Genomic DNA, 23211 nt, shown 5'->3' with positions numbered 1-23211 from the left:
GGCCTCCGAGGCGGCCGCGCCCGCAGTGCCTCCCGCCGATGACCGAACGGTCCGCCGTCCGTCCGCGGCGGAGCAGGCCGCCGCGCAGCCGGGCACTCCGAAACAGCCGCCGTCAGGGAAACAGCAGCGTGCGCGCAAGGCCGCGAAGTCGTCGTCGTCCGTCCAGGTGGGCGCCGCCGCGCTCACCGGGCTGAAGTCAGCCTCCGCGCGCCCGCTCTCGATCGCCCGCCAGGCCTGGACGGTGGTGACCGATGTCTGCGCACCTGCCACGCGCGTGGTGCGCGACGCCGTCGTCCGCCAGGTGGTTCCCGTGCTGTCCGTCGTGACGCCGCTCGGCTGGGTCGCCCTGGTGGTGGGCGCGGCGATGCTGTGGACGTCGTTCGCGTACGGCTGGCAGGAGGCCATGGCGCTCGGCGTGCTGCTGCTCCTCCTGGTGCTGATCTCCGGCGCGTTCATCATCGGCCGTACCTCCTACCAGGTGACCCTGGACCTGACCCGGACCCGGGTGGCGGTGGGGGACAGCGCCGTCGGCGGCATCTCCGTGGTCAACACGGCCACCCGTCCGGTCATGCACTCCACCCTGGAACTCCCGGTGGGCCGCGCGGTGGCGGCTTTCTCCGTCCCGCGCCTGCGCCCGGCGGAGCTCCACGAGGACCTCTTCACCATCCCCACCACACGGCGTCAGGTGATCATGGTGGGCCCGGCCGTCTCCGTGCGGGCCGACCCGCTGCAGCTGCTCAAGCGCCAGATCCGGTGGACCGAGCCCGTGGAGCTGTTCGTCCACCCCCGCACGGTGGCGCTCGGGAGCCCGGCCGCAGGGTTCATCCGCGACCTGGAGGGCCTGTCCACCCGGGAGCTGTCCAATACGGACGTCTCCTTCCACGCCCTGCGTGAATACGCCCCGGGCGATGACCGCCGCCACATCCACTGGAAGACCGTGGCCCGCCTGGGCACGCTCATGGTCCGCCAGTTCGAGGAGACCCGCCGCGCCCACCTGGCCATCGCCCTGTCCGCGAATCTGGACGAGTACACCTCGGAGGCCGAGTTCGAGCTCGCCATCTCCGTGGCCTGTTCCGTGGGCCGGCAGGCTCTCATTGAGCAGCGTGAACTGGACGTCCTGACCCAGCGTGGCCCGTTCCGCTGCGCCACCGGCCGGACCATGCTGGACGACGCCACGCGCCTGGAGGGCATGACGGGCCGCAGGGACGCCGTCCATCTGGCCCGGCGCCTGGTCGACACCGTCCCGAACGCCTCCGTGGTGTTCTTCGTGGTGGGCAGCAACGTGACCCCCGCCCAGCTGCGTTCCTGCGCCGCGTCCGTGGCTCCTGGCGTCCGCGCCCTGGCCATCCGGATCCAGCCGGGCGCCGCCCCGTCCCGTGCCGGCATCGCGGAGCTGACCGTGCTCACCCTCGGCAGCCTCGATGACCTGGCGATCGTCCTGCGAAAGGCGGCCGCATGAGCACCGCGTCCACCACCCGCGTCCTGAAGGACGGCACGGGCCCCGCCTGGACCGGCGTGGCCGACGCCGTGGTGCTGTTCGTGCTCCTGGGACTCGGCATCCTGGGCCTGCACCTCAGCTACGGGGGAGACCCCCGCTACCTGCTCGCCGGGTTGGGTGGCATCGTTCTGGGCCTCGGTCTCGCGGCGCTGAGCCACCGTTTCCGGCTCGGCGTGCTCGCCACTTCGGGCACCGGGCTGCTGGCCTACTTCCTCTTCGGAAGCGCCCTGGCCACGCCCGCCGAGGCCCTCTTCGGCGTCCTGCCGAGCCTGGACTCCCTGAAGACCCTGCTCCTGGGCATCGTGTTCTCCTGGAAGGACATGCTGACCGTCGGCGTCCCGGTGGGCGTCTCCGAGGACTTGCTCGTGGTGCCCTTCCTGGCCGGGCTGCTCTGCGCCCTGGCCGCCGGCCTGCTGACCTGGCGGGCCAAGAACTCCCTCTGGCCGCTGCTGCCCGTGGGCGTCCTCTTCGTGGTGGGGGTCGCGTTCAGCACGAGCGCCAACTTCATCACGGTGCCGCGCGGAGTGGCCCTGGGTGCCCTGGCGCTCGTGTGGAGCTCCTGGCGCCGCACCCGGCTGCGGGGAGCCGATGCGAAGGTGCTCTCCAGCGGATCCGCGCACGACGCCGGAGCGGTGCGCCGCGCGCGCTTCAACCGCCTCGCGCTCGGTGCGGCGGTGCTGGCCGGTGCGGTGGGCGTCACCGCCGTCGCGGCCCCGGCGCTGAGCGCCGCCAACGAGCGGCAGGTGCTGCGCAACGTCGTCGTGCCCCCGTTCGATCCGCGCAACTACATCACGCCCCTGGCGAGCTTCCGGACCATGGTGAAGGACCAGAAGGACAAGACCCTGTTCGAGGTCAAGGGCCTGCCCAAGGACGGCCGGGTCCGTCTGGCCGCTCTGGACTCGTACAACGGGACGGTCTACAACGTGGATCCCAGCGGGACCGGGAACTTCAGCAAGGTGGGCGACGCCCGGGCGCTGAGCTCCCTGCCGCAGGCGCCCGGAAGCACTGATTACACGCTGGACGTGACCGTGGGGGACTACCAGGGGTACTTCGTCCCCGGTGGGACCCGGACCGTCGGTTACGACTTCCCCGTCGCCGGCGCGCCCGGCGCCGGGCTCTACTTCAACCAGGGCTCGGACACCGCCATCAGCACTCAGGGACTGTCCCAGGGTGAGCACTACACCGTCCAGGTGCAGGAGCCCCCGGCCCTGAGCCACGGCCAGCTGACCCAGTACGGATTCGCGGCAGACAGCCTGCCGGACCCTCAGGGCACGCCCCAGGCACTGACGCAGAAGGCCCAGGCGATCGTGGGTGATGCCCCGACGCCGATCGACCAGGTGCGGCAGATCGAGTCCTACTTCCGCACCAAGGGCGCCTTCAGCAACGGCCTGGTGACTGAAGGGCAGGTCCCGAGCCTGTCCGGCCACGGCGCGGCCCGCATCGCGAGCCTGTTCACGGCCAAGCAGATGCTGGGAGACGACGAGCAGTACGCCACCGCCATGGCCCTGGTGTGCCGTCAGCTCGGCATCCCGGCCCGCGTGGTCATGGGCTTCTACCCGGATCCCAAGAGCCCGCAGAACGGCGCCGGGACCGTGCCGATCAAGGGCAATGACGTGCATGCCTGGGTGGAGGTCAACTTCGACCGCGTCGGCTGGGTCCCGTTCGACCCGACCCCGCCCAAGGACAACGTCCCCATCCCGCCGGACCCGGAGAAGAACTCAAAGCCGAAGCCGCAGGTCCTGCAGCCGCCGCCCCCGCCGCAGGAGCCGGCCGAACTGCCGCCGGACTCGCAGCCGGAGGCCGCGGATGCGGACCAGAAGAAGGGCGATTTCTGGGCGATCCTGGGCCCGATCCTGGCGACCATCGGCATTGTCGCCCTGCCGCTCGCCGTCCTGGCACTGCCGCTGGTCCTGGTGGCCTTCCTGAAGGGCCGCCGGCGGAAGAACCGCTCCACCCTGGGCGCCCCGGTCCAGCGGTTCTCCGGCGGCTGGAGTGAGGTGGTCAGCCTGGCCACGGACCTCGGCACGGCCGTGGACCCGAAGGCCACACGGCGTGAGACCTCCGTGGTGGTCGGGGAAGCCTTCCCGTCCGCGGCGGCCGGGACGGTCATGCTCGCCCAGCGGGCCGACGCCGCCGTGTTCGGCGCGGGAGATCCCGCGGAGGAGGATGTGGCTGCGTACTGGTCCAGTGTGGACCAGTCCCTGGCCGGACTCACCGAGGGCCTGGGCTTCTGGCGTCGCCAGAGGGCGCGGTTCTCGCCGCGGTCCCTGCTGGTGGACGCCCGCACGGCCCTGGAATCCGGTCCGGGCGGCCTCCTGGAAAAGTTGCGGCGTACAGGCCGCAAAGACGGCGACAGCAGTGAAGGAGATGCGCGATGAGCGTTAACGCCGAGCTCTGCCCCCAGTGCCGGCAGCAACTGGCCCCCGGGGCCGGATTCTGCCTGGCCTGCGGGGCGTCCCTGAGCAACAGGGCTGCGCTGAGGAACGGAGCCGAGGCTTCCGGGATGCCGTCCGCGGCCTCCCTGCCGGGGGCACCCTGGCAGTCCTCCGCCATGCCCGGCACGGTGGCGCAGCATCCGGATCAGCTGCCGGGACAGCGCCCCGTGGTGCGTGCGGGGGCCGCGAAACGCCTCTTCTCCAAGGTCGTCGACCTCGTCATCCCGGGGCTCGTCTCCGGAATCCTGGGTTCGGTGGGCCTCGCCGCGTTGCTCCGCAATGGGCTGCCGGGCGGGACCAACCTCGGCCCGAGCCAGGAGGACGTGGTGTTCGCCCTGGTCATGACCGGTCTGGGAGCGCTCCTGGCGATCGTCTACGTGGTAGCCATGTGGATCTGGGAGGCCCGGAGCGGCAACTCGGTGGGCAACGCCGTGTTCGGCATCCGCACCACGGAGATGGAGGGGTACGCGCCCGGTGCGGGCGCCGTCTTCATCCGCTGGCTGATCCTGCTGGCTCCGAACCTCGTCTTCATCCTGCTGGGCGTCCTGCTGGCGTTCTTCGCCCCCCGTGCGGTCACCCAGCTGGTGGGCGCCGCGGGATCCTTCATCTCCTTCGTGTGGTTCATCGTGACGGGTCTCTCCAACGGCTGGGACGGCCGGGACCGCCTGCAAGGCTGGCATGACAAGGCGGCCCGGACCCTGGTGTTCGATGTCCGCGCCGGCCGGAACCCGGTGACCACCCAGGGGATCGCGGGAGTGCACAGCTACCCGACCCTGGACCTGCCGGCCGTGCGTCCCGTGACCTCGCCGCTGGCGGGCGCCGCCGCGTTCGCGCCTCAGAACGGCTTGCCGCAGGCGCACGTCCCGGTGTCCATCCCGCAGGATGCGCCGGCCGTGCCGCCGGTCGCGCAGGCACCGTTTGCGCAGAACCCTCCCGCCCCGCTCCCTCCCGCCCCGTTCCCTCCGGTGCAGACCATGCAGTACACGCTGCCGGAGGCCACCCTGGACGCCGGGCCGGACCACGGCGAGACGCTCCTGCGCTCCCATCTGCCGTCCGGCGCCGCCGGTCACGGTGAGCCCGCGCTGCTGGTGTTCGACGACGGCGGGCAGGTGCCGCTGGACGGCGGCGTCCTGATCGGCCGCAACCCCTCAGGCCGCGAGGGCGAGGAAGGCCTGCGCCTGGTGGCGCTGGAGGACCCGGGACGCTCGATCTCCAAGACCCACCTCCTGGTGGTCCCGGCCTCCGGTGGCGCCTGGGTCACGGACCGGCAGTCCACCAACGGCAGCGGTGAACTTCTGGCTGACGGTTCCCTGGTCCGCCTGGTGCCGGGCGAGGCGCGGTTCGTCAGGTCCGGTTCGAGTGTGAAATTCGGCGACAGGACTTTTAGGCTGAACACACCATGATCTCTGACGTCCCCTCTGATTTCGCCCCGCCCTCCGGTGCCGGACCGCTGACCCTGCGGTCCGGCTTCGGCACGGACCGGGGCCTTCGCCGCGAACTGAACGAGGATTCGTTCATCGCCCAGGACCCCGTCTTCGCCGTCGCCGACGGCATGGGCGGGCACGAGGCCGGCGAGGTGGCCAGTGGAATCTGCGTCCGCACCCTCGCCCAGCGGCTGGCCACCCCGGAGGGGAACCGGGACACGGACGTTCCGAGGCTCCAGCGGACGCTGCAGGAGGCCGACCAGGCGATCCGGCTCACGGCGGGAGGCCGCGCCGGCACCACCCTGAGCGGCGTCGTCGTGGTGGAGCAGAACCAGCAGCCCTACTGGCTGGTGTTCAACGTGGGCGACGCGCGCACCTACCGGCTCAGCCGGGGCGCCTTCGCCCAGGTCACGGTGGACCACTCCGAGGTCCAGGAGCTGATCGACGACGGCTCCATCACGCCCAGTCAGGCTCTGCGGCATCCGCGGCGTCACGTGGTCACCCGCGCCCTGGGCAGCGGCGACGGCGGCTCCCCGGACTACTGGCTGCTGCCCATCGAGGACGGGGACCGCATCATGGTCTGCTCCGACGGGCTCACGGGGGAGGTTTCGGACGAGTTCATCCACCAGGTCCTCCGGAACGCCTTCGAGCCGCAGGAGGCCGTGAATGCGCTGATCCAGGCCGCCCTGCGCAATGGAGGGCGGGACAACGTCAGCGTGGTGGTGGTGGACGCGTTCGCCGAGGACGGCGAACTGACCACCTCGCCGCGGATCGCCGCGGAGACCGAAGACACACTGCCCCGGGAGCAGCTCGCGCCCGCCGGGGATCAGGACCCCGGCTCCGGGGAAACAGGGGAGGAATCATGACGTCCGCTCACTACCGTCCGGGGACGTGGCAGTACGTGCTCCGCAACGGCATCGCCGTGGTGCTCTCACCGGAGACGGCGCCGGAGGCCATCCGGGATCTGTGGGTGTTGCTGGGCCGCAACCCGTCCGTGGACCGGCTCCTCAATGAGGTCACCGGGTCCTTCGGCACGTCCGTGACCGGGCTGCCGGACTTCGCCGTGGTGGACCACCGAGGTCCGCTGAAACTCTTCCTGCGCGGGCCGCTGCGGGTCGCCGTGCTGGACGGCGACCGTTCCGTGGCCGACGGGCGCGGTGTGACCACGTGGAACGAGAGGAGCCTGCCCGCCAGCGCCAGCTTCGAGATCGCCGCCGGTGAGCCGGCCGCGGCCGGCGATTCCGCGGACCGGGACGGCTGGCTCCCTCTGGACTCCGGGGTGGCACTGGCCTCCTCACTGGTGGTCGGCGAACTGCCGGCGCCGGGCGTCGTAGCCGCTGCGGAGGACGACTCCACCACCGCGGACCGCCCGCTGTTCGCGGCGGACGAGGCCACCGCCGCGGAGGAACAGGACGCCGACGACGCCGGGCCGGCGGCTCACCAGGAGACAGCCGCCACCGTGGGCGAGGCCGCCGGCGAGGAAACGGAACCGGAAGCCGAGGACGCTGGCTCCGGGGACACCGGCCCGGAGATCAGCATGGAGGGAACCACCGACAGCCTGGCCACCGAGCTGCTGGGAGCCCGTGAGCCGGAAGCCGAGACCGCGGACGAGATCCCGGCGACGGGCTCCGGCGTCGAGGAGCCCGTGGCTGTTGCCGCGCCCCAGGAGGCCCCGAACGACCTGACCACCACCTACGACCACCTCTGGGACCGGCTGCCGGTGACCGGGGAGGAGACGGGAGAGGACCGGCCCGGGTCGCCGGAACCGGAGTCCACCGTGCTCCCCAGGCCGGACGAGCCGTCACAGGACGAGGAGGCCGCGCAGGACGGGGCCTCTGCGGAGCCCGCCTCCGAGGAGCCCGTTCCGGCGGGGCGGCCGGCAACGGTGGCGTCCCCGGACGGCACCGCGCACACGCTCCTGCCCGCTCCGGAGGATTCGCTCATCGACGAGGTTCCGTGGGCGTCGTCGTCCGTTCCGGCGGCTCCCGCACCGCCCGCGGCCCCGAGGGCGGCCCCGCCCTTGCCGCCCGCCCCGCCGTCGTTCCCGCCCGCCCCTGCCGTGCCGTCGGCGCCTGGGGCGACGGACGACCCGGACCATGACGGCCACACCGTGTTCCGCAGTGAGATCGGAGCCCTGGGCGGACAGCCGGCGCAGGCGCTCCCGGTGGCCGCGCCCGCCGGCGACGGACCCCAGGTCCTGGCACGGCTGTGCCCGCGTGGTCACGCCAACCCGCCCACCCGCAGCGATTGCATGAACTGCGGCGAGGCGATCTCCTGGGATGCCGTGAGTGTGGCCCGTCCGCCGCTGGGCCGGCTGCGTCTACCGAGCGGTGAGACCGTTCTGCTGGACCGCAACGTCATCCTGGGCCGGCAGCCGTCCGTCTCCCGGGTCTCCAGCGGGAACATGCCGCATCTGATCCAGCTGGACAGCCCCAAGAGGGACATCTCGCGCTCCCACGCCGAGGTCCGTCTGGAGGGCTGGAACGTGGTGCTCACCGATCTGAACTCGAGCAACGGGACGGTGCTCCTCCGGGAGGGCCAGTCACCGCGCCGCCTCGGCCAGGCGGAGACCGCCCTGCTGCTCAGCGGCGATGTCGCCGAGCTCGGCGACCAGGTCTACATCAGTTTCGAGGACCTCCCGTGAGCCGCAAACGCCCGGCGGCCCCGCCGCCCCACATCGACGGGTTCAACTACGTCCGGGTCCTCGGCTCGGGCGGCTTCGCGGACGTGTACCTGTACCAGCAGGACCGGCCGCGCCGCCAGGTGGCCGTCAAGGTCCTGCACGCCGGTCTGAAGACGGAGGGCGCCCGCCGCGCCTTCGAGTCCGAGGCCAACCTGATGGCGCAGCTCTCCACTCACCCGTACATCGTTACGATCTACGAGGCGGAAGTGACCCCGGACGGTCACTCCTACCTGGCCATGGAGTACTGCTCCCGGCCCAGCCTGGATCTGCGCTACCGCAAGGAGCGCTTCCGCCTGCAGGAGGCGCTGTCCATCGGCATCCAGGTGGCGTCCGCCGTGGAGACGGCCCACCGGGCGGGGATCGCGCACCGTGACATCAAACCGGCCAACATCCTGGTCACCGACTACAACCGGCCGGCCCTGACCGACTTCGGCATCTCCGGCGTGATCGGCGGCGATCCGGAGGAGGACGGGAACGACGGCGCCATGTCGGTGCCGTGGTCACCTCCGGAGAGCTTCCGCTCGGGGAACACGGACGGCGTCCTGGTGGACGTGTGGGCGCTCGGCGCCACGGTCCACACCCTTCTGGCGGGGCACTCGCCGTTCGCGATCCCAGGCGCCGACAACTCCAACGCGGAGATGATCAACCGGATCAGCAACACGCCGCTGCCGCGACTGGCCCGGGCCGATGTGCCGGAGGCGCTGCAACTGGCGCTGGCCACGGCCATGGCCAAGAACCCGGCGTCCCGGTACCCGTCCGCGTACGCCTTCGGCCTGGCCCTCCAGCGCATCCAGGCCGAGCTGAGCCTGTCCGTCACCCCCTTCGAGGTGATGGGCGATCCTGTGCAGGACGAAGCGGAGCCCGAGGAGGACGTGGAGGCCACCCGCCTGCGCGGCGTCTCCGTCATCGACCCGGAGGGCTTCAGCGGCCGCTCCGGCACCGGGACCTCCGGCGAGCGGACCGCTCCGAACCGGACCACGCCCGGGTACACGGGACCGGGCCGGACCCTGCCCGAGGACCCCACGCAGATGCGCTCGACGGCGACGGGCGCTGCGAACGCGGGCACCGCGCCGGCATACCCTGCCGCGCCGCCCGCGCAGCAGGCCTGGCCGGCCCCACAGGGCTGGACCGCGCCACAGGGCTGGGCCGGCACCCGTGAGGACGACGCCACGAGTGCCACGGTGCTCCGCGGGATGCAGCAGCAGCCTGTTCCCGTCGACGGCGTCACGGCTGACGGCCGCACACACGGCGAAAGCGGTGCCCCGGAGGGCACCGGCCGCCCTGGAAGCAAGGTGCGTCTCTGGGTGGGCATCCTGGCCGGTGCGCTGGTGGCCGCGGTCGCCGTCGTGCTGGTGATCACGCTGAGCAACGGCGGGACGCAGGCCCGTGACCGGCAGCCCGGGGCGGTGCAGACCACCGGCGCGTCCGGGGTCGGCAAGCCCGTGGACCCGCTGGCGGACGGCACCGTCCCGGATGTGACGGATGTGAAGGGCGTGGCCGCCGGGCCGGACAAGGTGTTCTTCTCGTGGAGCAACCCCGACCCCAAGGCCGGCGACTCCTACAAATACCAAACTCTCACGGCCACCAGTCAGGGCCCTTGGCAATCGGCGGCCGGCCGCAATGCCACGGTGCCGAAGGCCCAGGCAGGCCAGCCCACGTGCATCGCGGTTCAGCTGGTCCGCAGCGATGGCGCGGCCTCCTCCGCAGTCGTCGACTCGGCGAAGGCCTGTTTCAAGTGAGCATGACCGGGGGACCGGAAGGGACCGCACTGACAAGGGGACAGAGATGACCGAGCTCGCCATCGACTACTGCGGGGAGTGGTTCGAGCCGGCGCAGGACGCCGCGTTCGGGATCGGGCGCGAGGGCGACCTGGCCATCGATGAGAACCCGTACCTGCACCGGCGCTTCCTGGAGGTGGCCCGCTACGACGGGATCTGGTGGCTGAGCAACGTCGGCTCCATGATCTCAGCCACCATCGCAGACGGCTCCGGCGGGATGCAGGCGTGGCTGGCCCCGGGTGCCAGGATCCCACTGGTGTTCGGGCTCACCACCGTGGTGTTCACGGCCGGCCCCACCACCTATGAGTTCTCCGTTCACCTGCGCACCCCGGCGTTCAAGCACCAGGCGCAGGACGCCGAGGCGGACGGGGAGACCACGATCGGCCCCGTGGTGTTCACGGACTCGCAGAAGGCCTTGATCGTGGCCCTCGCCGAGCCCATGCTGCGCCGTGAAGGGACCGGGTTCAGCGCGATCCCCAGCTCCGCCGAGGCGGCCCGCCGGCTCGGCTGGGCGCTCACCCGCTTCAACCGCAAGCTGGACAACGTCTGCGACAAGCTGGACCGGGTGGGGGTGGCCGGCCTGCGGGGCGGGGGAGGCAAGCTCGCCATGAACCGGCGCGCCCGTCTGGTGGAGCATGCCGTCACCTCCCATCTGGTGACCGCCGCGGACCTGCCCCTATTGGACAAGATGAAAGGTGAGGCCGGCGAGTGAAACTCCGCCTGACACTCCGCCGAGGAGACCTCGAAAGCAAGGACCTGGCCGTCACCGTGGACGGCACCGCCACCGTGGCAGACATCGCCAGGGAGCTGCGGCTGGCCGATCCGGAGCGGAATACCGCCGAGGCGCCCGGCACCCTGAGCCTCCTGGTGGAGGAGTCCTATGTGGGCGGTGCGACCCGCGGTCAGGTCCTGGACCCGGAGGCCAAACTCCTGGAATCCGGGCTCCGGCCCGGCTCTGCCGTGTCCATCGCCCCGGTCAGCCAGGCCTTCGCCACGCACCGGAACGCCGGCGGCCCCGCCGTCGCGACACTGCGTGTGCTGTCCGGCCCGGACGCCGGGCGGGAGTTCCCGTTGCCGTCCGGCACCAGCTACATCGGCCGCGGCCGGGACAGCGACATCCGGCTGAGTGACCCTCTGACCTCCAAGCGGCACGCGAGGATCCTGGTGGGGGAGAGTGTGGAGATCGTGGACACGAACTCCGCCAACGGTCTCCTCATGGATGGCCTGCCGGTCACGCGAGCCGTCCTGGGCTCTTCGGACACCATCACCCTGGGTGACACCACCATCTCCGTCATCACGGTCCAGCGGAACCAGGCGGCCGTGGCCACCCAGCCCACCGTGGACTTCAACCGCTCGCCCCGCGTGGTGGCCCGCTTCCCCGTCCGGAAGAAGGTCCCGCCCAAGGGCCCGCAGCCGCGGGACCACGAACCCTTCCCGATCCTGATGATGCTGCTCCCGCTCATGATGGGCGCGGCGCTGTTCGCCATCACCCAGAACATCACCAGTGTGGTCTTCATGGCACTCATGCCCCTGTTCGCGGTGGGCCATTGGTGGGAGCAGAAGCGGCACACGGGCAAGCGCTTCAAGGAGCAGCTGCGGAAGTTCCGTGAGGGCATGGCCCAGTTCCGTGAGGAGATGACGGAGCTGCACAAGGTGGAGCGTTCCGTGCGCCTGCAGGAGACACCGTCCGTCGCGGACACGGTGGACGCCATCTACCGCCTCGGCCCGCTGCTCTGGACGCACCGCACCGAGCACCGCGGCTTCCTGTCCCTGCGGCTGGGACTGGGCACCGCGCCGTCGCGCGTTCAGATCGAAGAGCCGGGCGAGCGGGACACGGAGGCCGTGTACGCGCGGGAGATCCAGGAGGCCATCCAGTACTTCGCCACCATCGACGGCGTGCCGCTGGTCTCGCAGCTGAGGCATTCCGGCTCGTTCGGCGTGGCCGGGGAACGCGGCGTGATGGACGAGGTGGCCCGTGGCCTGGTCATCCAGTTGGTCGGTCTCCACTCCCCGGCGGAGCTGGTGGTGGCGGCCATGACGTCGGCACGTTCCAAGGACCGTTGGTCCTGGCTGAAGTGGCTGCCGCACGTCGGCTCCGGCCACAGTCCCCTCCCTGGTGACCACCTGGCCGCCGGCCAGGCCGCCGGAACCGCGCTGCTGGAGCGCCTCGAGGCGCTCGTCGACGCCCGTTCCGCCGACCGCCGGGAGCCGATCCCGGCGCCGCGTGGCGAGCTGAAGGACGAGCTGGTGGATCCGCCGGCCCCGGTGGTCCCGGAGGTGCTGGTCATCGTGGAGGACGACGCGCCGGTGGACCGCGGCCGCCTGACCCGCCTGGTGGAGCGCGGTGCGGACACCGGCGTGCACATCATGTGGCTGGCCGCGGACGTCCAGTCGCTGCCGGCGGCTTGCCGCGACTTCATGATGGTCGACGGCGCCCAGGGCGCCACCACCGGCCAGGTCCGGCTGGGCCGGCACAGCTTCCCCGTCAGCTGCGAGAGCGTGGACGAGCAGCTCGCGACGCAGCTGGCGCGCATGCTGACGTCCGTCGTCGACGTCGGACGCCCGCTGGAGGATGACTCGAACCTGCCGCGCAGCGTCAGTTTCGTGAACCTGCTGGGCAAGGAGCTGCTGGATTCGGCGAACGCCGTGGGGGAGCGGTGGAAGGAGAACAACTCCGTCCACTCCACCGCCAGGCCCAACCGCAAGGACAACGGCACGCTGCGTGCACTGGTGGGTTCCAAGGGCTCCGAACCGATGTTCCTGGATCTGAAAAACGAAGGCCCACACGCCCTGGTGGGCGGCACCACGGGCGCCGGCAAGTCCGAGTTCCTGCAGTCGTGGATCATGGGCATGGCCAGCGCGTACAGCCCGGACCGGCTCAGCTTCCTGCTGGTGGACTACAAGGGCGGCAGCGCGTTCGCCGACTGTGTCCAGCTGCCTCACACGGTGGGCCTGGTGACGGACCTGTCGCCGCACCTGGTGCGCCGTGCGCTGACCTCGCTGCGGGCCGAGCTGCACTACCGGGAGCGGCTGCTGAACCGGAAGAAGGCGAAGGACCTGCTGGCGATGCAGCGGGAGGCGGACCCGGAGGCTCCGCCGTATCTGGTGATCATCGTGGACGAGTTCGCCGCGCTGGCCACGGAGATGCCGGAGTTCGTGGACGGCGTGGTCGACGTGGCCGCGCGTGGCCGCTCGCTGGGCGTGCACCTGATCCTGGCCACGCAGCAGCCGTCCGGTGTGATCCGCGGCAGCCTGCGTGCCAACACGAACCTCCGCGTGGCCCTGCGCATGGCCGATGTTGATGATGCCACGGACGTGATCGGCGACCCGATGGCCGCGTACTTCGACCCGGCCATCCCGGGCCGTGCCGCGGCCAAGACGGGACCCGGCCGCCTCCAGGGCTTCCAGACCGGGTACGCCGGTGGCTGGACCACGGACCGTCCGCCGCGGCCGCAGATCGACATCGTGGAGATGAACTTCGGTGCCGGGGCCACCTGGGAGCTGGACGCGTCGCTCCGCGAGCCGGAGCCGGAGCCGTCGGGACCGAACGACATCGCGCGGATGACGCAGACGATCGTGAAGGCGGCGGAGCTGCTGGAGATCGAGCCGCCGCGCAAGCCGTGGCTGCCCGTGCTGGCGTCCGCGTACGACTTCTCCCGGCTGCAGGGGCCGCTCACCGATGAAGAACTGCTGCTGGGTGTGGGCGACAACGCGGCGCATCAGGACCAGCCGCTGGTGTTCTACCGGCCGGACCGGGACGGCAATATGGCCATCTTCGGCACGGGCGGCTCCGGCAAGTCCGCGGCGCTGCGCAGCATCGCGGTGGCCGCGGCGGTCACCCCGGCCGGCGGTCCCGTGCAGGTGTACGGGATCGACTGCGGGTCCGCGGGTCTGAGCATGCTAGAGGTGCTGCCGCACGTGGGCGCCGTGATCGACGGCGACGACGAGGAGCGGGTGGGGCGTCTGCTGCGCTGGCTGCGGGACATCACCGATGACCGTGCCCGCCGCTACGCAGAGGTGAAGGCGTCCACGATCGTGGAGTACCGGAAGCTGGCCGGGCGTCCGGACGAGCCGCGGATCTTCGTCATGGTTGACGGCATCAGCGCGTTCCGCGAGTCCTATGAGTACTCGCCGAACCTGGGCATCTGGGAGATCTTCCTCCAGTTGGCCACGGACGGCCGCCCGCTGGGCATCCACCTGGTGGTGACGGGCGACCGGCCCGGGTCCGTCCCGACGGCGCTGCTGGCGTCCATTCAGAAGCGCCTGGTGCTGAGGCTTTCGGTCGTGGACGACTACATCGCACTGGACGTGGACAAGGACGTGCTGGACAACACCTCCCCTCCCGGCCGCGGCATCCTGGACGGCCTGGAGGTGCAGCTGGCGGTGCTGGGCGGCACGCCCAACCTGGCGCTGCAGGCCCGTGGTCTGCAGAAGCTGCGGGAGTCCATGCTACGGCGCGGGATCCCGCAGGCGCCGGGCATCCAGCGGCTTCCTGAGTCCGTGGAACTCGGCATCCTGCCGATGGCCGGGCCCGGCATGGCGGCGTTCGGTGTGGACAATGAGACGCTCACGGCGGCCCAGGTGCCGTGCGAGGGTGCGTTCATGATCGCGGGCCCTCCCGGCTCCGGCCGCACCACGGCGCTGGTCACGCTGGCGCACGCCTACAAGAAGTCCAACCCGGGCGGCACGGCCATCTACCTGGGGTCGAGGCGTTCCGCGGTGTCCAAGCTGTCCGTCTGGGACAAGGCGTATGCCGGACCGGACGATGTGGAGATGAGCGTGGACGAGGTCCTGGAGTTCGCTCAGGAGCGTCCGGGCCGGGTGGCGATCTTCGTGGAGGGCCTGACCGAGTTCACGGACTCCATGGCGGAGCCCGGCGTGGCCCGCCTGGTGACGGAGTCCATCAAGTCCGGGCAGTGGGTGGTGGCCGACTCGGAGACGTCCACCTGGTCCTCCGCGTGGCAGCTGGCCCAGCCGTTCAAGTCCGCGCGGCGTGGCCTCCTGGTCAACCCGGGCGAGATGGACGGCGACTCGCTGCTCAGCACGGGGCTGGGCCGTATCAAGGACCAGTTCATCCCGGGCCGCGGTTACCTCATCGCCCGCGGAAAGGCCCGCAAGGTGCAGGTGGCGCTCCCGCCGGAGGCGTAGGCTTCCTTGCCCTGACGCGAAACGGCACTTCGTCGCAGTGTTCCTGAATGGGACTGCGACGAAGTGCCTTTTCGTTACGCCCTTCCGCTGTCACACCCCCGTGGCAGGATTAGAGGCGTGAGCGAGAACGTGGAGAACACCCCGGCGGAAGACCTGCGCGATGAGTACCAGCGCCTGGCGGATGACGTGCGCCGATACCGGTACGCGTACTACCAGCAGGATGAGCCCCTCATCAGTGACGCGGAGTTCGACGAGCTGTACCGCCGCCTCGAGGAGATCGAGGCGCTGCACCCTGAACTGGTCTCCAATGACTCGCCCACCCAGGAGGTCGGCGGGGAGGTCTCCGCGGCGTTCGCCGCCGTCGAGCACCTGAGCCGTATGTACAGCCTGGAGGACGTCTTCTCCCTCGAGGAGCTGACCGCATGGGTGGAGAAGACGTTCGCCAGCACACAGAACCTCGGCCTGGCCGCCCCGCGCTGGCTCACCGAGCTGAAGATCGACGGCCTGGCGGTGAACCTCCTGTACCGTGACGGCAAGCTGGTCCGTGCGGCCACCCGCGGCGACGGAACCACCGGCGAGGACATCACTCACAACGTCCTGACCATCAAGGAGATCCCGAGGGAACTCTCCGGCACCGGCCACCCGGCCGAGGTGGAGATCCGCGGCGAGGTCTTCATCCCGTCCAAGGCGTTCGAGGAGTACAACGAGGTCCTGATCGCCCAGGGCAAGGCCCCGCTGGCCAACCCCCGCAATGCCGCGGCCGGCTCGCTCCGCCAGAAGGACCCCGCGGAGACCGCCAAGCGCCCGCTTTCCATGTACGTCCACGGCATCGGCCGCCATGAGGGCCTGGACCTGACCGCCCAGTCGGATTTCTACGCCCTGCTCAAGGACTGGGGCCTGCCCACCAGCCCGTACTTCCGTGTCCTGGAAACCCTTGATGACGTGCTCGCATTCATCGCCGAATACGGCGAGAAGCGGCACGAACTGATCCATGAGATCGACGGCATCGTGGTCAAGGTAGATCAGCTGGACGAGCAGCGTCAGCTCGGCCATACCTCCCGCGTCCCGCGCTGGGCGGTGGCCTACAAGTACCCTCCGGAGGAGGTCCACACCAAGCTCCTCGACATCCAGGTGGATGTGGGGCGCACCGGCCGCGTCACCCCCTTCGGCGTGATGGAGCCTGTCAAGGTGGCCGGCTCCACGGTGGCCCGCGCGACTCTGCACAACCAGGACGTGGTGAAGGCCAAGGGCGTGCTGATCGGGGACACCGTGGTGCTGCGCAAGGCCGGAGACGTCATCCCGGAGATCGTGGGACCGGTCCTGGCCCTGCGGGACGGATCCGAGCGTGAATTCGTCATGCCCGCCACCTGCCCGTCCTGCGGCACCCGTCTCGCCCCGGGCAAGGAGGGAGATGTGGACCTCCGCTGCCCCAATGCACGGTCCTGCCCCGCGCAGCTTCGCCAGCGGGTGGCGCACCTCGCCGGGCGGGGGGCGTTCGACGTCGAGGCGCTGGGTGATGAGGCGGCGCTCGCCCTGACCGCAGGGCCGGGGCAGGATCCCGCCGGGACCGGTGGTGCCGTGCAGGCGACCGGGCCTGGCGTCCTGCTGGATGAGGCGCGCGTGTTCGACCTCGCCTCCGAAACCGCGGGTGAAGACCTCCGGGCCGCGCTCGGCGAGGTCACGGTCTGGCGTGAGAAGCGCTCCAAGGGTGCCGGCACCGGCGTCTGGGAGCTCAAGCCGTACTTCTGGACTCAGGGCACGGCCAAGACCCCGGCCGGACCCACGGCGAATACCAAGAAGCTCTTCACGGAACTGGAGAAGGCCAAGTCCCAGCCCTTGTGGCGGGTGCTGGTGGCCCTCTCCATCCGGCACGTGGGCCCCACGGCCAGCCGCGCCCTCGCCACCGCCTTCGGGTCCATGGACGCCATCCGCGCCGCCACGGAGGAGCAGCTGGCCGATGTGGACGGCGTCGGACCGACCATCGCGGCGGCGGTCAAGGAGTGGTTCGCCGAGGACTGGCACGTGGCCATCGTGGAAGCCTGGGCGGCCGCCGGGGTGCGCATGGCGGACGAGGTGGACGAGTCCACGCCCCGGACGCTGGAGGGCCTGACCGTGGTGGTCACCGGGACCCTGCCCACCTTGAGCCGGGATCAGGCCAAGGAGGCCATCATCATCCGCGGCGGCAAGGCGGCCGGTTCGGTCTCCAAGAACACGTCCTTCGTGGTGGCCGGTGAGGCGGCGGGCAGCAAACTGGAGAAGGCCGAACAGCTCGGCGTCCCGGTCCTGGATGAGGACGGTTTCCGGCTTCTCCTGGAGAAGGGCCCGGCCGCGTTCGCCACGGAGGAGTCCGAGGATGGTGCTGAAGCCGCCACGGACGAGGCCGTCAGCGAAGGCGCCGAGGCATGAGCGAGGCCTTGGTCCCCGCCGGGGATTCCGCGGACGAACTGCTCGAGGTGGCACGGGAGGCAGCGGCCGCAGGCGCGGCCGTCCTGGCCCGCCGGGCCTCCCTGAGCCAGGAGGACGTGACCGGCCAGGCGGACAACAAGTCCAGTGACAACGACTGGGTGACCGCCTTCGACCGTGAGGCGGAGAACGCCGTGCGTGCCGTGATCAACCGGCTCCGCCCGCACGACGTCATCACCGGCGAGGAGTACGGCACCACGGCGCCCGGGACCCCGAGCGGCTACCGCTGGTCCATCGACCCCCTGGACGGCACCACCAACTTCATCCGCAACATCGTGTACTTCGGCACCAGCGTGGCCGTCGCGGGACCTGCCGAGGACGGCCGGGGCGAGCGCTGGCTGGCCGGCGTGGTGGACGCACCCGCCCTGCGGCGCGTTTACTGGGCCACCCACGGTGGGGGAGCGTGGCTGCTGGATGCCGCGAGCGGGAACCCGGAGCCGCGCCGGCTGTCAGGCCCTCCGGCCGGTGCCCGCGGCCGGATCGTCGCCACCGGGTTCGCGTACGACGCCGTGGTGCGGGCCGAGCAGGCGGCGTTCGTCCCAGCCTTGCTGGACGGCCTGGCGGACCTTCGGCGGCTGGGTTCGGCTGCGCTGGACCTCTGCCTTGTGGCCGACGGAACCCACGATTGCTACGGCGAACGTGGCCTGAACGAACACGATTGGTCCGCCGGAGCCCTCATCGCGGAGGAGGCGGGCTGCTGGGTGCGCCGTCCGGCCTTGCCCACTCCCCTCGAGGGCGGGCCGAGCGATGCCGATCGTCTGGCGGCCTGGACCTGCGCCGGGGCCCTGGAGGACGCAGGCCGCTTCCCGCTCTGAGCCGGGTCGTGGGTCTTTTCAGCCCCGGACCATCCGAAGTTCGGCGATCCCGCCGGGCCTTGCCACGAGTACGGTGCACCCGGGCCGGCGGAGTGTGATGGACGGCACCATGACCTCATGGTGCGGGCGGGAGGCGACTACCATTGACAGGTGCCGTCTGAGATCCTGATCCGCCCCGCCGTCCCTGCCGACTACCCTGAGATCGCCCGCATCACGCAGGACGCCTACCTTTCGGCCGGGTATTTCACGGATCCGGAGTTCCCATACCTCCAGCGCATCCGCAAGGTGGACGCGCGTGCCGAGGTGGCCGAGATCTGGGTGGCCGAGCGCGACGGCGCCGTGATCGGCTCCGTGACCCTCGCCGTCGAGGGTGAACCTTGGGCGGACATCGCACGCGAGGGCGAACTCGAGTTCCGGCTCCTGGTGGTCGACCCCGCCGTTCAGCGCAGCGGCGCGGGCCGCGCCATGGTCCAGGCCATTCTGGATGAGGCGCGACGCCGGCCGGGCATCTCCGCCGTCTCCCTCACCACGGGCGAGACCTGGGAGAGCGCGCACGGCCTGTACCGGGCGTTCGGCTTCGCCCGCGTCCCGGAGCGGGACTGGTGGACCCCCAATGGCGAGGCGAAGCTGCTGGTGTACCGCATGGACATCTGACACGACGTGGGGCCCGCACCATCGGTGCGGGCCCCACGTCGTGAGGGTGCTGTCCGGCTACTTGAGCCAGGCCGCCACCTTGTCCGGGTTGGCGTCGATCCACTTCTTGGCCGCGGCCTCCGGGCTCATGTTGTCCTTGGCGATGTAGCCGGCGACGGCGTTCTGATCAGCGTTGGTCCAGTTGAAGTTCTTCACCAGCTTGTAGGCGGGGCTCCCGGAGGAGGCGAACTTGCTGGAGACGATCTTGTTCAGATCGTACTTCGGGTAGTCGCACGCCACCTTGGCGGCGTCCGCGTCACAGCCCGCCGTGTAGGCCGGCAGGTTGACCTTCACCAGCGGGACTTCGTTCAGGAACCACTGCGGCTCGTAGAAGTAGCCGATGAGCGGGGTGTGGTTCTGCTCGGCCTGCCGGAACGCCTGGATGAGCGCGGGCTCACTGCCGGCGTACACCACCTTGAAGTTCAGGTTCAGGTTCTTGACCAGCGCCTCGTCATTGGTGACGTAGGAGGGGTCGCCGTCCAGCAGCTGCCCCTTGCCGCCGGATTCGGAGGTCTTGAACAGATCGGCGTACTTGTTGAGGTTCTTGTAGTCCGTGATGTCCGGGTACTGCTTGGCCATCCATGGCGGAACGAACCAGCCGATCACACCGGTGTTGCCGGTCTGCCCGGCGTCCACGGCGGTCTTGTCCTTGGTGATGTACTTGTCCGTCAGCTCGGGGTGGCCCCAGTTCTCCAGGACCGTGTCCACCTCACCGCTGCCGAAGCCCTGCCAGGCCACCTCTTCCTTGAGGGTCTTGTAGTTCACCGTGCAGCCGAGCTTCTGCTTCGCCACGGTGCCCACCACATAGGCGTCCGCCTCGTAGCCCACCCAGGGGTTCACGGCGACGTTGAAGGTGCCACAGGCGGCGGCCGCACCGGAAGCCCCGCCGGATGAGCCGGCGGCGGAGATGTCACCTCCGCAGGCCGTGAGTCCGAGCAGACCTGTCATGAAGACCGCTGCAAGGGCACTGTTCTTCAGTCGTCCAGCGCCCCCGCGCTTGTCAATCCATTTCTTCATGGCGTTTTCCTTTGTCAGTCACGGCCCAGGCGGGCCGCGGTGTATTTGGTGATTCGGTCGAGCATGACGCCCAGGGCGGTGATGGCGATGCCGGCGGCCAGTCCCTTGCCGAAGAGCTGGGACTGGGAGAAGCCGGCGACCACCAGGTAGCCGAGCCCGCCGCCGCCCACCAGGCCGCCGACCACGACCATGGACAGGACGTAGAGCAGACCCTGGTTGGCCGCGAGGACCACCGCGGAGCGGGACATGGGCAGTTGGACTTTCGAGATCATCTGCCAGGAGGTGGTGCCCATGGATTCGGACGCCTCGACGGTGACGGGGGAGACCCCGCGGATGCCGTCGGCCACGAGCTTGGTGGCGATCGGCACGCCGTAGCAGAATGCCGCGATGATGGCCGTGAAGCGGGTGGGCCCGAACAGGGCCAGCGCCGGAACCAGGTAGACGAAGGACGGGATGGTCTGGAGAGCGTCCAGGATGGGCCGGATGGCCGAGTCCACGATCTTGCTCCGCCCCATCCACACACCCAGGGCCATGGCCGCGACGATGACCAGCAGGGTGGCCACCAGGGTGGTCGCCAGGGTCTTCATGCTTTCGTTCCAGAGACCGGTTCCGAGGATGACGGCCTCGCACACCACGGTCACCGCGGCGGCGCGCAGCCCTCCAAGGGCCAGCGCGACGCCCAGCAGGACGATGACCATGACCCACCACGGGGCCTGCGCCAGCAGGGACTGCAGCGGATCCACCAGGGCCGCCGTCACCGTGTCCTTGAGCCAGCCGGTGAACCCGGCGAAGGTGTTCACCACCCACTGGGTGGCATTGGATACGGCGCTGGCCAGCGGGGATCCCAGGTCCGGGGAGGCCGGGAACTGGGCGAGGGCCAGGTAGCTGTGGGACAGGTACACGGCCACGCCGGCCAGTACGGCACCGATCGTCACGATGGTGACCCGGCGTTTCGGTCCCGGCATCAGCCCGGAGCGCGAACGCTTCTGGAAGCGCGCGGCGACGACTGAGCGTTCGGAGGCCGCCGTCGTCGTGCGGTCCAGCATGACGGCCATGAGGACGATGGCCAGGCCGGAGACGAAGGCGCCGCCCACGTCCAGGGACTGGAGTGACTGCAGCACCGGCTGGCCGAGGCCCGGGCCGTTGATCAGGGCGGCGATGGTCGCCATGGAGAGCGCGGCCATGGTGCACTGGTTGATGCCGACCACGATGGTCCGGCGGGCCATGGGCAGCTGCACCTTGACCAGCGTCTGCCAGGCCGTGCCGCCCATCGAGGTGACCGCCTCGAGGGTGGTGGGGGAGACGTTCCGGATGCCGTGCTCGGTGATGCGCACCAGCGGCGGGAGCGAGTAGATGATCGTGGTGACGATCGCGGCAGCGGGGCCGATGCCGAAGACGAGGGCCAGCGGGGCCAGGTAGGCGAACGACGGCAGAGTCTGCATGAGGTCCAGCACGGGAGTGAGGACCGAGGAGGCGCGCTTGCTGCGGGCCATCCAGATGCCCAGCGGCAGTCCGACGACCGCGCAGAGGACCACCGTGACGAAGGTGACGATCAGGGTGTCGATGCTCTGCTGCCAGTAGCCGAAGAAGCCGAACAGCAGCACGCACACGGCGACCAGGATCATGGAACGGATCCCGGCGAAGGTGAACGTCAGCCAGGCGAGGAGGGCCACGACGCCCAGCCAGCCCACCTGCGGCACCGGCCGGGTCGCGGTCCCCTGGCTGAAGAGGCTCTGGAGGAAGGTGACGAGGCCGTTGACGCCGTCCGTGATGGGCTGGACCACGTACTCGAAGAACGCCGAGTTGGTGCGGGCGGAGTCGAAGGCATCCCGGACGCTGTTGAGCCACAGGTGGACGTCCGTCTTGTCCGCGCCGCCGATCTCCAGCGTCTGCGTGCCGTGCAGCACCGCCCAGAGGACGACCCAGAGAAGCACGACGGCGACCAGCAGCGTCCGCCGCCACTGCCGTCGGAGGGTGCTCAGCACTGAGGCACTGCGCGCCTCGGTGGAGGAAGCAGGAGGTTTCACAGCTGGGCCGGCCTTGCGCTCACGGGCGCTGGTGACCGTGCTCACGGGGCTTCCTCGGCCACGACCACGCGCAGGATGTCGTCATCGTCCACGACGCCGAGGAAGTCTTCGCCGTCAAAGACCCGGACCGGCTGGGAGGAACGCAGAACCTGCTGGGCCGCGTCGCGGACGATGCGGTCGGCCTGCATGACGGGGCCGTCCAGTTCCTCTCCGGGCCGGGGCGGGCGGACCACGTACCGCAGGGTGAGCACGTGGGAGCGGGGCACTTCGGAGACGAAGTCCCGGACGTAGTCGTCCGCGGGATTGGCGACGACCTCTGCCGGGGTGCCGATCTGAACGATCTCACCGTCGCGCATGATGAGGATGCGGTCGCCGAGCTTGAGAGCCTCCTGAAGATCGTGGGTGATGAAGATCATCGTCTTGCCCACCTCTTCGTGCAGGCGGCAGACTTCGTTCTGCATGTCGCGCCGGATGAGGGGGTCCAGGGCGGAGAACGGCTCGTCGAAGAGGAGCACTTCGGGGTCCACGGCGAGCGCGCGGGCCAGGCCGACGCGCTGCTGCATGCCGCCGGAGAGCTGGTCCGGGAAGGACCGCTCATAACCGGACAGCCCCACCAGGTCCACCATCTCCTGGGCGCGGGCCAGCCGCGCGGCCTTGCCCTCTCCGCGGACCTCCAGGCCGTAGGCGACGTTGTCGATCACCTTGCGGTGGGGGAGCAGGCCGAACTGCTGGAACACCATGGCCATGTGGTTCCTGCGCAGGGTGCGGAGCTTGGTCTTGCTCGCCTGGGTGACGTCTTCACCGTCGATCGTGACGGTTCCGGCGGACGGCTCGATGAGCCGGGTCAGGAGGCGCACCAGGGTGGACTTACCCGAGCCGGACAGGCCCATGACCACGAAGACCTCTCCGCGCGCGACCTCGAAGGAGACGTCCTTCACGGCCGCCAGGCAGCCCGTCTTGCTCTGCAGCTCCTTGCGGCTGAGCTGTGCATCCGGTGTGCCGAGGATCTTGTCGGCCTTGGGGCCGAAGATCTTCCAGAGGCCCTCGACTTTGAGTGCCGGCCGGTTGCCGTCTTCTTGTCTTGCGGCGCGCCGCGAGCTGGTGGGTTCGATGACTGAGGCGCTCATGACGGCTCCTTGACGTGGGGGAGTTGTGGCGTTCGGGGCTGCGTGGGGCGCCGTGGCCCGGACGATGGCGTCGCCGGCGGATCTTGGGAAACGAGGCGGGGCC

The 23211-nt window shown here is 70.3% G+C and carries 14 protein-coding genes; 11 read left to right on the top strand and 3 right to left on the bottom strand.

Translation table 11 applies throughout. The features are described 5' to 3' along the window. Positions 1 to 241: 241 nt before the first annotated feature. From Q9R02_RS14295 to Q9R02_RS14245, 11 genes are all read left to right on the top strand, one after another. On the top strand, positions 242 to 1459 hold the full coding sequence (locus Q9R02_RS14295) for a DUF58 domain-containing protein (RefSeq protein WP_305997399.1): 1218 nt from the start codon (positions 242 to 244) through the stop codon (positions 1457 to 1459). Further along, entirely contained in the window at positions 1456 to 3876 is a 2421-nt protein-coding gene (locus Q9R02_RS14290; protein ID WP_305997377.1) for a transglutaminase TgpA family protein, read from the top strand. The genes Q9R02_RS14295 and Q9R02_RS14290 overlap by 4 nt, the downstream gene beginning before the upstream one ends. Beyond that, positions 3873 to 5336, top strand: a complete 1464-nt coding sequence (locus Q9R02_RS14285; protein WP_305997376.1) for an RDD family protein — start codon at positions 3873 to 3875, stop codon at positions 5334 to 5336. Before Q9R02_RS14290 ends, Q9R02_RS14285 begins: the two co-directional genes overlap by 4 nt. Further along, positions 5333 to 6223 carry a PP2C family protein-serine/threonine phosphatase gene (locus tag Q9R02_RS14280; RefSeq protein WP_305997375.1) on the top strand — a complete coding sequence of 297 codons (891 nt, stop codon included), beginning with the start codon at positions 5333 to 5335 and terminating at the stop codon, positions 6221 to 6223. The genes Q9R02_RS14285 and Q9R02_RS14280 overlap by 4 nt, the downstream gene beginning before the upstream one ends. Beyond that, positions 6220 to 8001, top strand: coding sequence for an FHA domain-containing protein (locus Q9R02_RS14275; protein WP_305997374.1), 1782 nt, complete (start codon positions 6220 to 6222; stop codon positions 7999 to 8001). The genes Q9R02_RS14280 and Q9R02_RS14275 overlap by 4 nt, the downstream gene beginning before the upstream one ends. After that, on the top strand, positions 7998 to 9779 hold the full coding sequence (locus Q9R02_RS14270; protein WP_305997373.1) for a serine/threonine-protein kinase: 1782 nt from the start codon (positions 7998 to 8000) through the stop codon (positions 9777 to 9779). Before Q9R02_RS14275 ends, Q9R02_RS14270 begins: the two co-directional genes overlap by 4 nt. Positions 9780 to 9825: 46 nt before the next feature. Beyond that, complete coding sequence (locus tag Q9R02_RS14265; protein ID WP_305997372.1) at positions 9826 to 10530, top strand: hypothetical protein; 705 nt, start codon at positions 9826 to 9828, stop codon at positions 10528 to 10530. Beyond that, positions 10527 to 14966 carry a type VII secretion EssC family protein gene (locus Q9R02_RS14260; protein WP_305997371.1) on the top strand — a complete coding sequence of 1480 codons (4440 nt, stop codon included), beginning with the start codon at positions 10527 to 10529 and terminating at the stop codon, positions 14964 to 14966. Before Q9R02_RS14265 ends, Q9R02_RS14260 begins: the two co-directional genes overlap by 4 nt. A gap of 117 nt (positions 14967 to 15083) precedes the next feature. Further along, positions 15084 to 17372, top strand: coding sequence for an NAD-dependent DNA ligase LigA (gene ligA, locus Q9R02_RS14255; RefSeq protein ID WP_342006938.1), 2289 nt, complete (start codon positions 15084 to 15086; stop codon positions 17370 to 17372). After that, positions 17369 to 18244, top strand: coding sequence for an inositol monophosphatase family protein (locus Q9R02_RS14250; RefSeq protein ID WP_305997370.1), 876 nt, complete (start codon positions 17369 to 17371; stop codon positions 18242 to 18244). Before ligA ends, Q9R02_RS14250 begins: the two co-directional genes overlap by 4 nt. 150 nt (positions 18245 to 18394) lie before the next feature. Further along, positions 18395 to 18898 (top strand): GNAT family N-acetyltransferase, encoded by a 504-nt coding sequence (locus Q9R02_RS14245; RefSeq protein WP_305997369.1) that lies wholly within the window; start codon positions 18395 to 18397, stop codon positions 18896 to 18898. 57 nt (positions 18899 to 18955) lie between these two features. Here the strand turns inward: Q9R02_RS14245 and Q9R02_RS14240 are convergent, their stop codons facing one another. From Q9R02_RS14240 to Q9R02_RS14230, 3 genes are read right to left on the bottom strand one after another with little or no spacing between them, the layout of a single operon-like run. Further along, positions 18956 to 19954, bottom strand: a complete 999-nt coding sequence (locus tag Q9R02_RS14240; RefSeq protein ID WP_305997368.1) for an ABC transporter substrate-binding protein — start codon at positions 19952 to 19954, stop codon at positions 18956 to 18958. 14 nt (positions 19955 to 19968) lie between these two features. Further along, positions 19969 to 22026: an ABC transporter permease gene (locus tag Q9R02_RS14235; RefSeq protein ID WP_305997367.1), complete on the bottom strand. Its 2058-nt coding sequence runs from the start codon at positions 22024 to 22026 to the stop codon at positions 19969 to 19971. Beyond that, positions 22023 to 23108 carry a quaternary amine ABC transporter ATP-binding protein gene (locus tag Q9R02_RS14230; RefSeq protein WP_305997366.1) on the bottom strand — a complete coding sequence of 362 codons (1086 nt, stop codon included), beginning with the start codon at positions 23106 to 23108 and terminating at the stop codon, positions 22023 to 22025. The genes Q9R02_RS14235 and Q9R02_RS14230 overlap by 4 nt, the downstream gene beginning before the upstream one ends. Positions 23109 to 23211 lie beyond the last annotated feature (103 nt).

The sequence above is a fragment of the Arthrobacter horti genome (assembly GCF_030731045.1).
Classification (GTDB): Bacteria; Actinomycetota; Actinomycetes; order Actinomycetales; family Micrococcaceae; genus Arthrobacter_E; species Arthrobacter_E nanjingensis.
Note: the sequence above shows the minus strand (reverse complement) of the source record. Positions and strands in the feature narration are given on the sequence as shown.

Coding starts and splice junctions, on each gene's coding strand:
- Q9R02_RS14280 (WP_305997375.1), top strand. CDS start 5,333: ATGATCTCTGACGTCCCCTCTGATTTCGCCCCGCCCTCCGGTGCCGGA.
- Q9R02_RS14275 (WP_305997374.1), top strand. CDS start 6,220: ATGACGTCCGCTCACTACCGTCCGGGGACGTGGCAGTACGTGCTCCGC.
- Q9R02_RS14285 (WP_305997376.1), top strand. CDS start 3,873: ATGAGCGTTAACGCCGAGCTCTGCCCCCAGTGCCGGCAGCAACTGGCC.
- Q9R02_RS14265 (WP_305997372.1), top strand. CDS start 9,826: ATGACCGAGCTCGCCATCGACTACTGCGGGGAGTGGTTCGAGCCGGCG.
- Q9R02_RS14240 (WP_305997368.1), bottom strand. CDS start 19,954: ATGAAGAAATGGATTGACAAGCGCGGGGGCGCTGGACGACTGAAGAAC.
- Q9R02_RS14250 (WP_305997370.1), top strand. CDS start 17,369: ATGAGCGAGGCCTTGGTCCCCGCCGGGGATTCCGCGGACGAACTGCTC.
- Q9R02_RS14290 (WP_305997377.1), top strand. CDS start 1,456: ATGAGCACCGCGTCCACCACCCGCGTCCTGAAGGACGGCACGGGCCCC.
- Q9R02_RS14230 (WP_305997366.1), bottom strand. CDS start 23,108: ATGAGCGCCTCAGTCATCGAACCCACCAGCTCGCGGCGCGCCGCAAGA.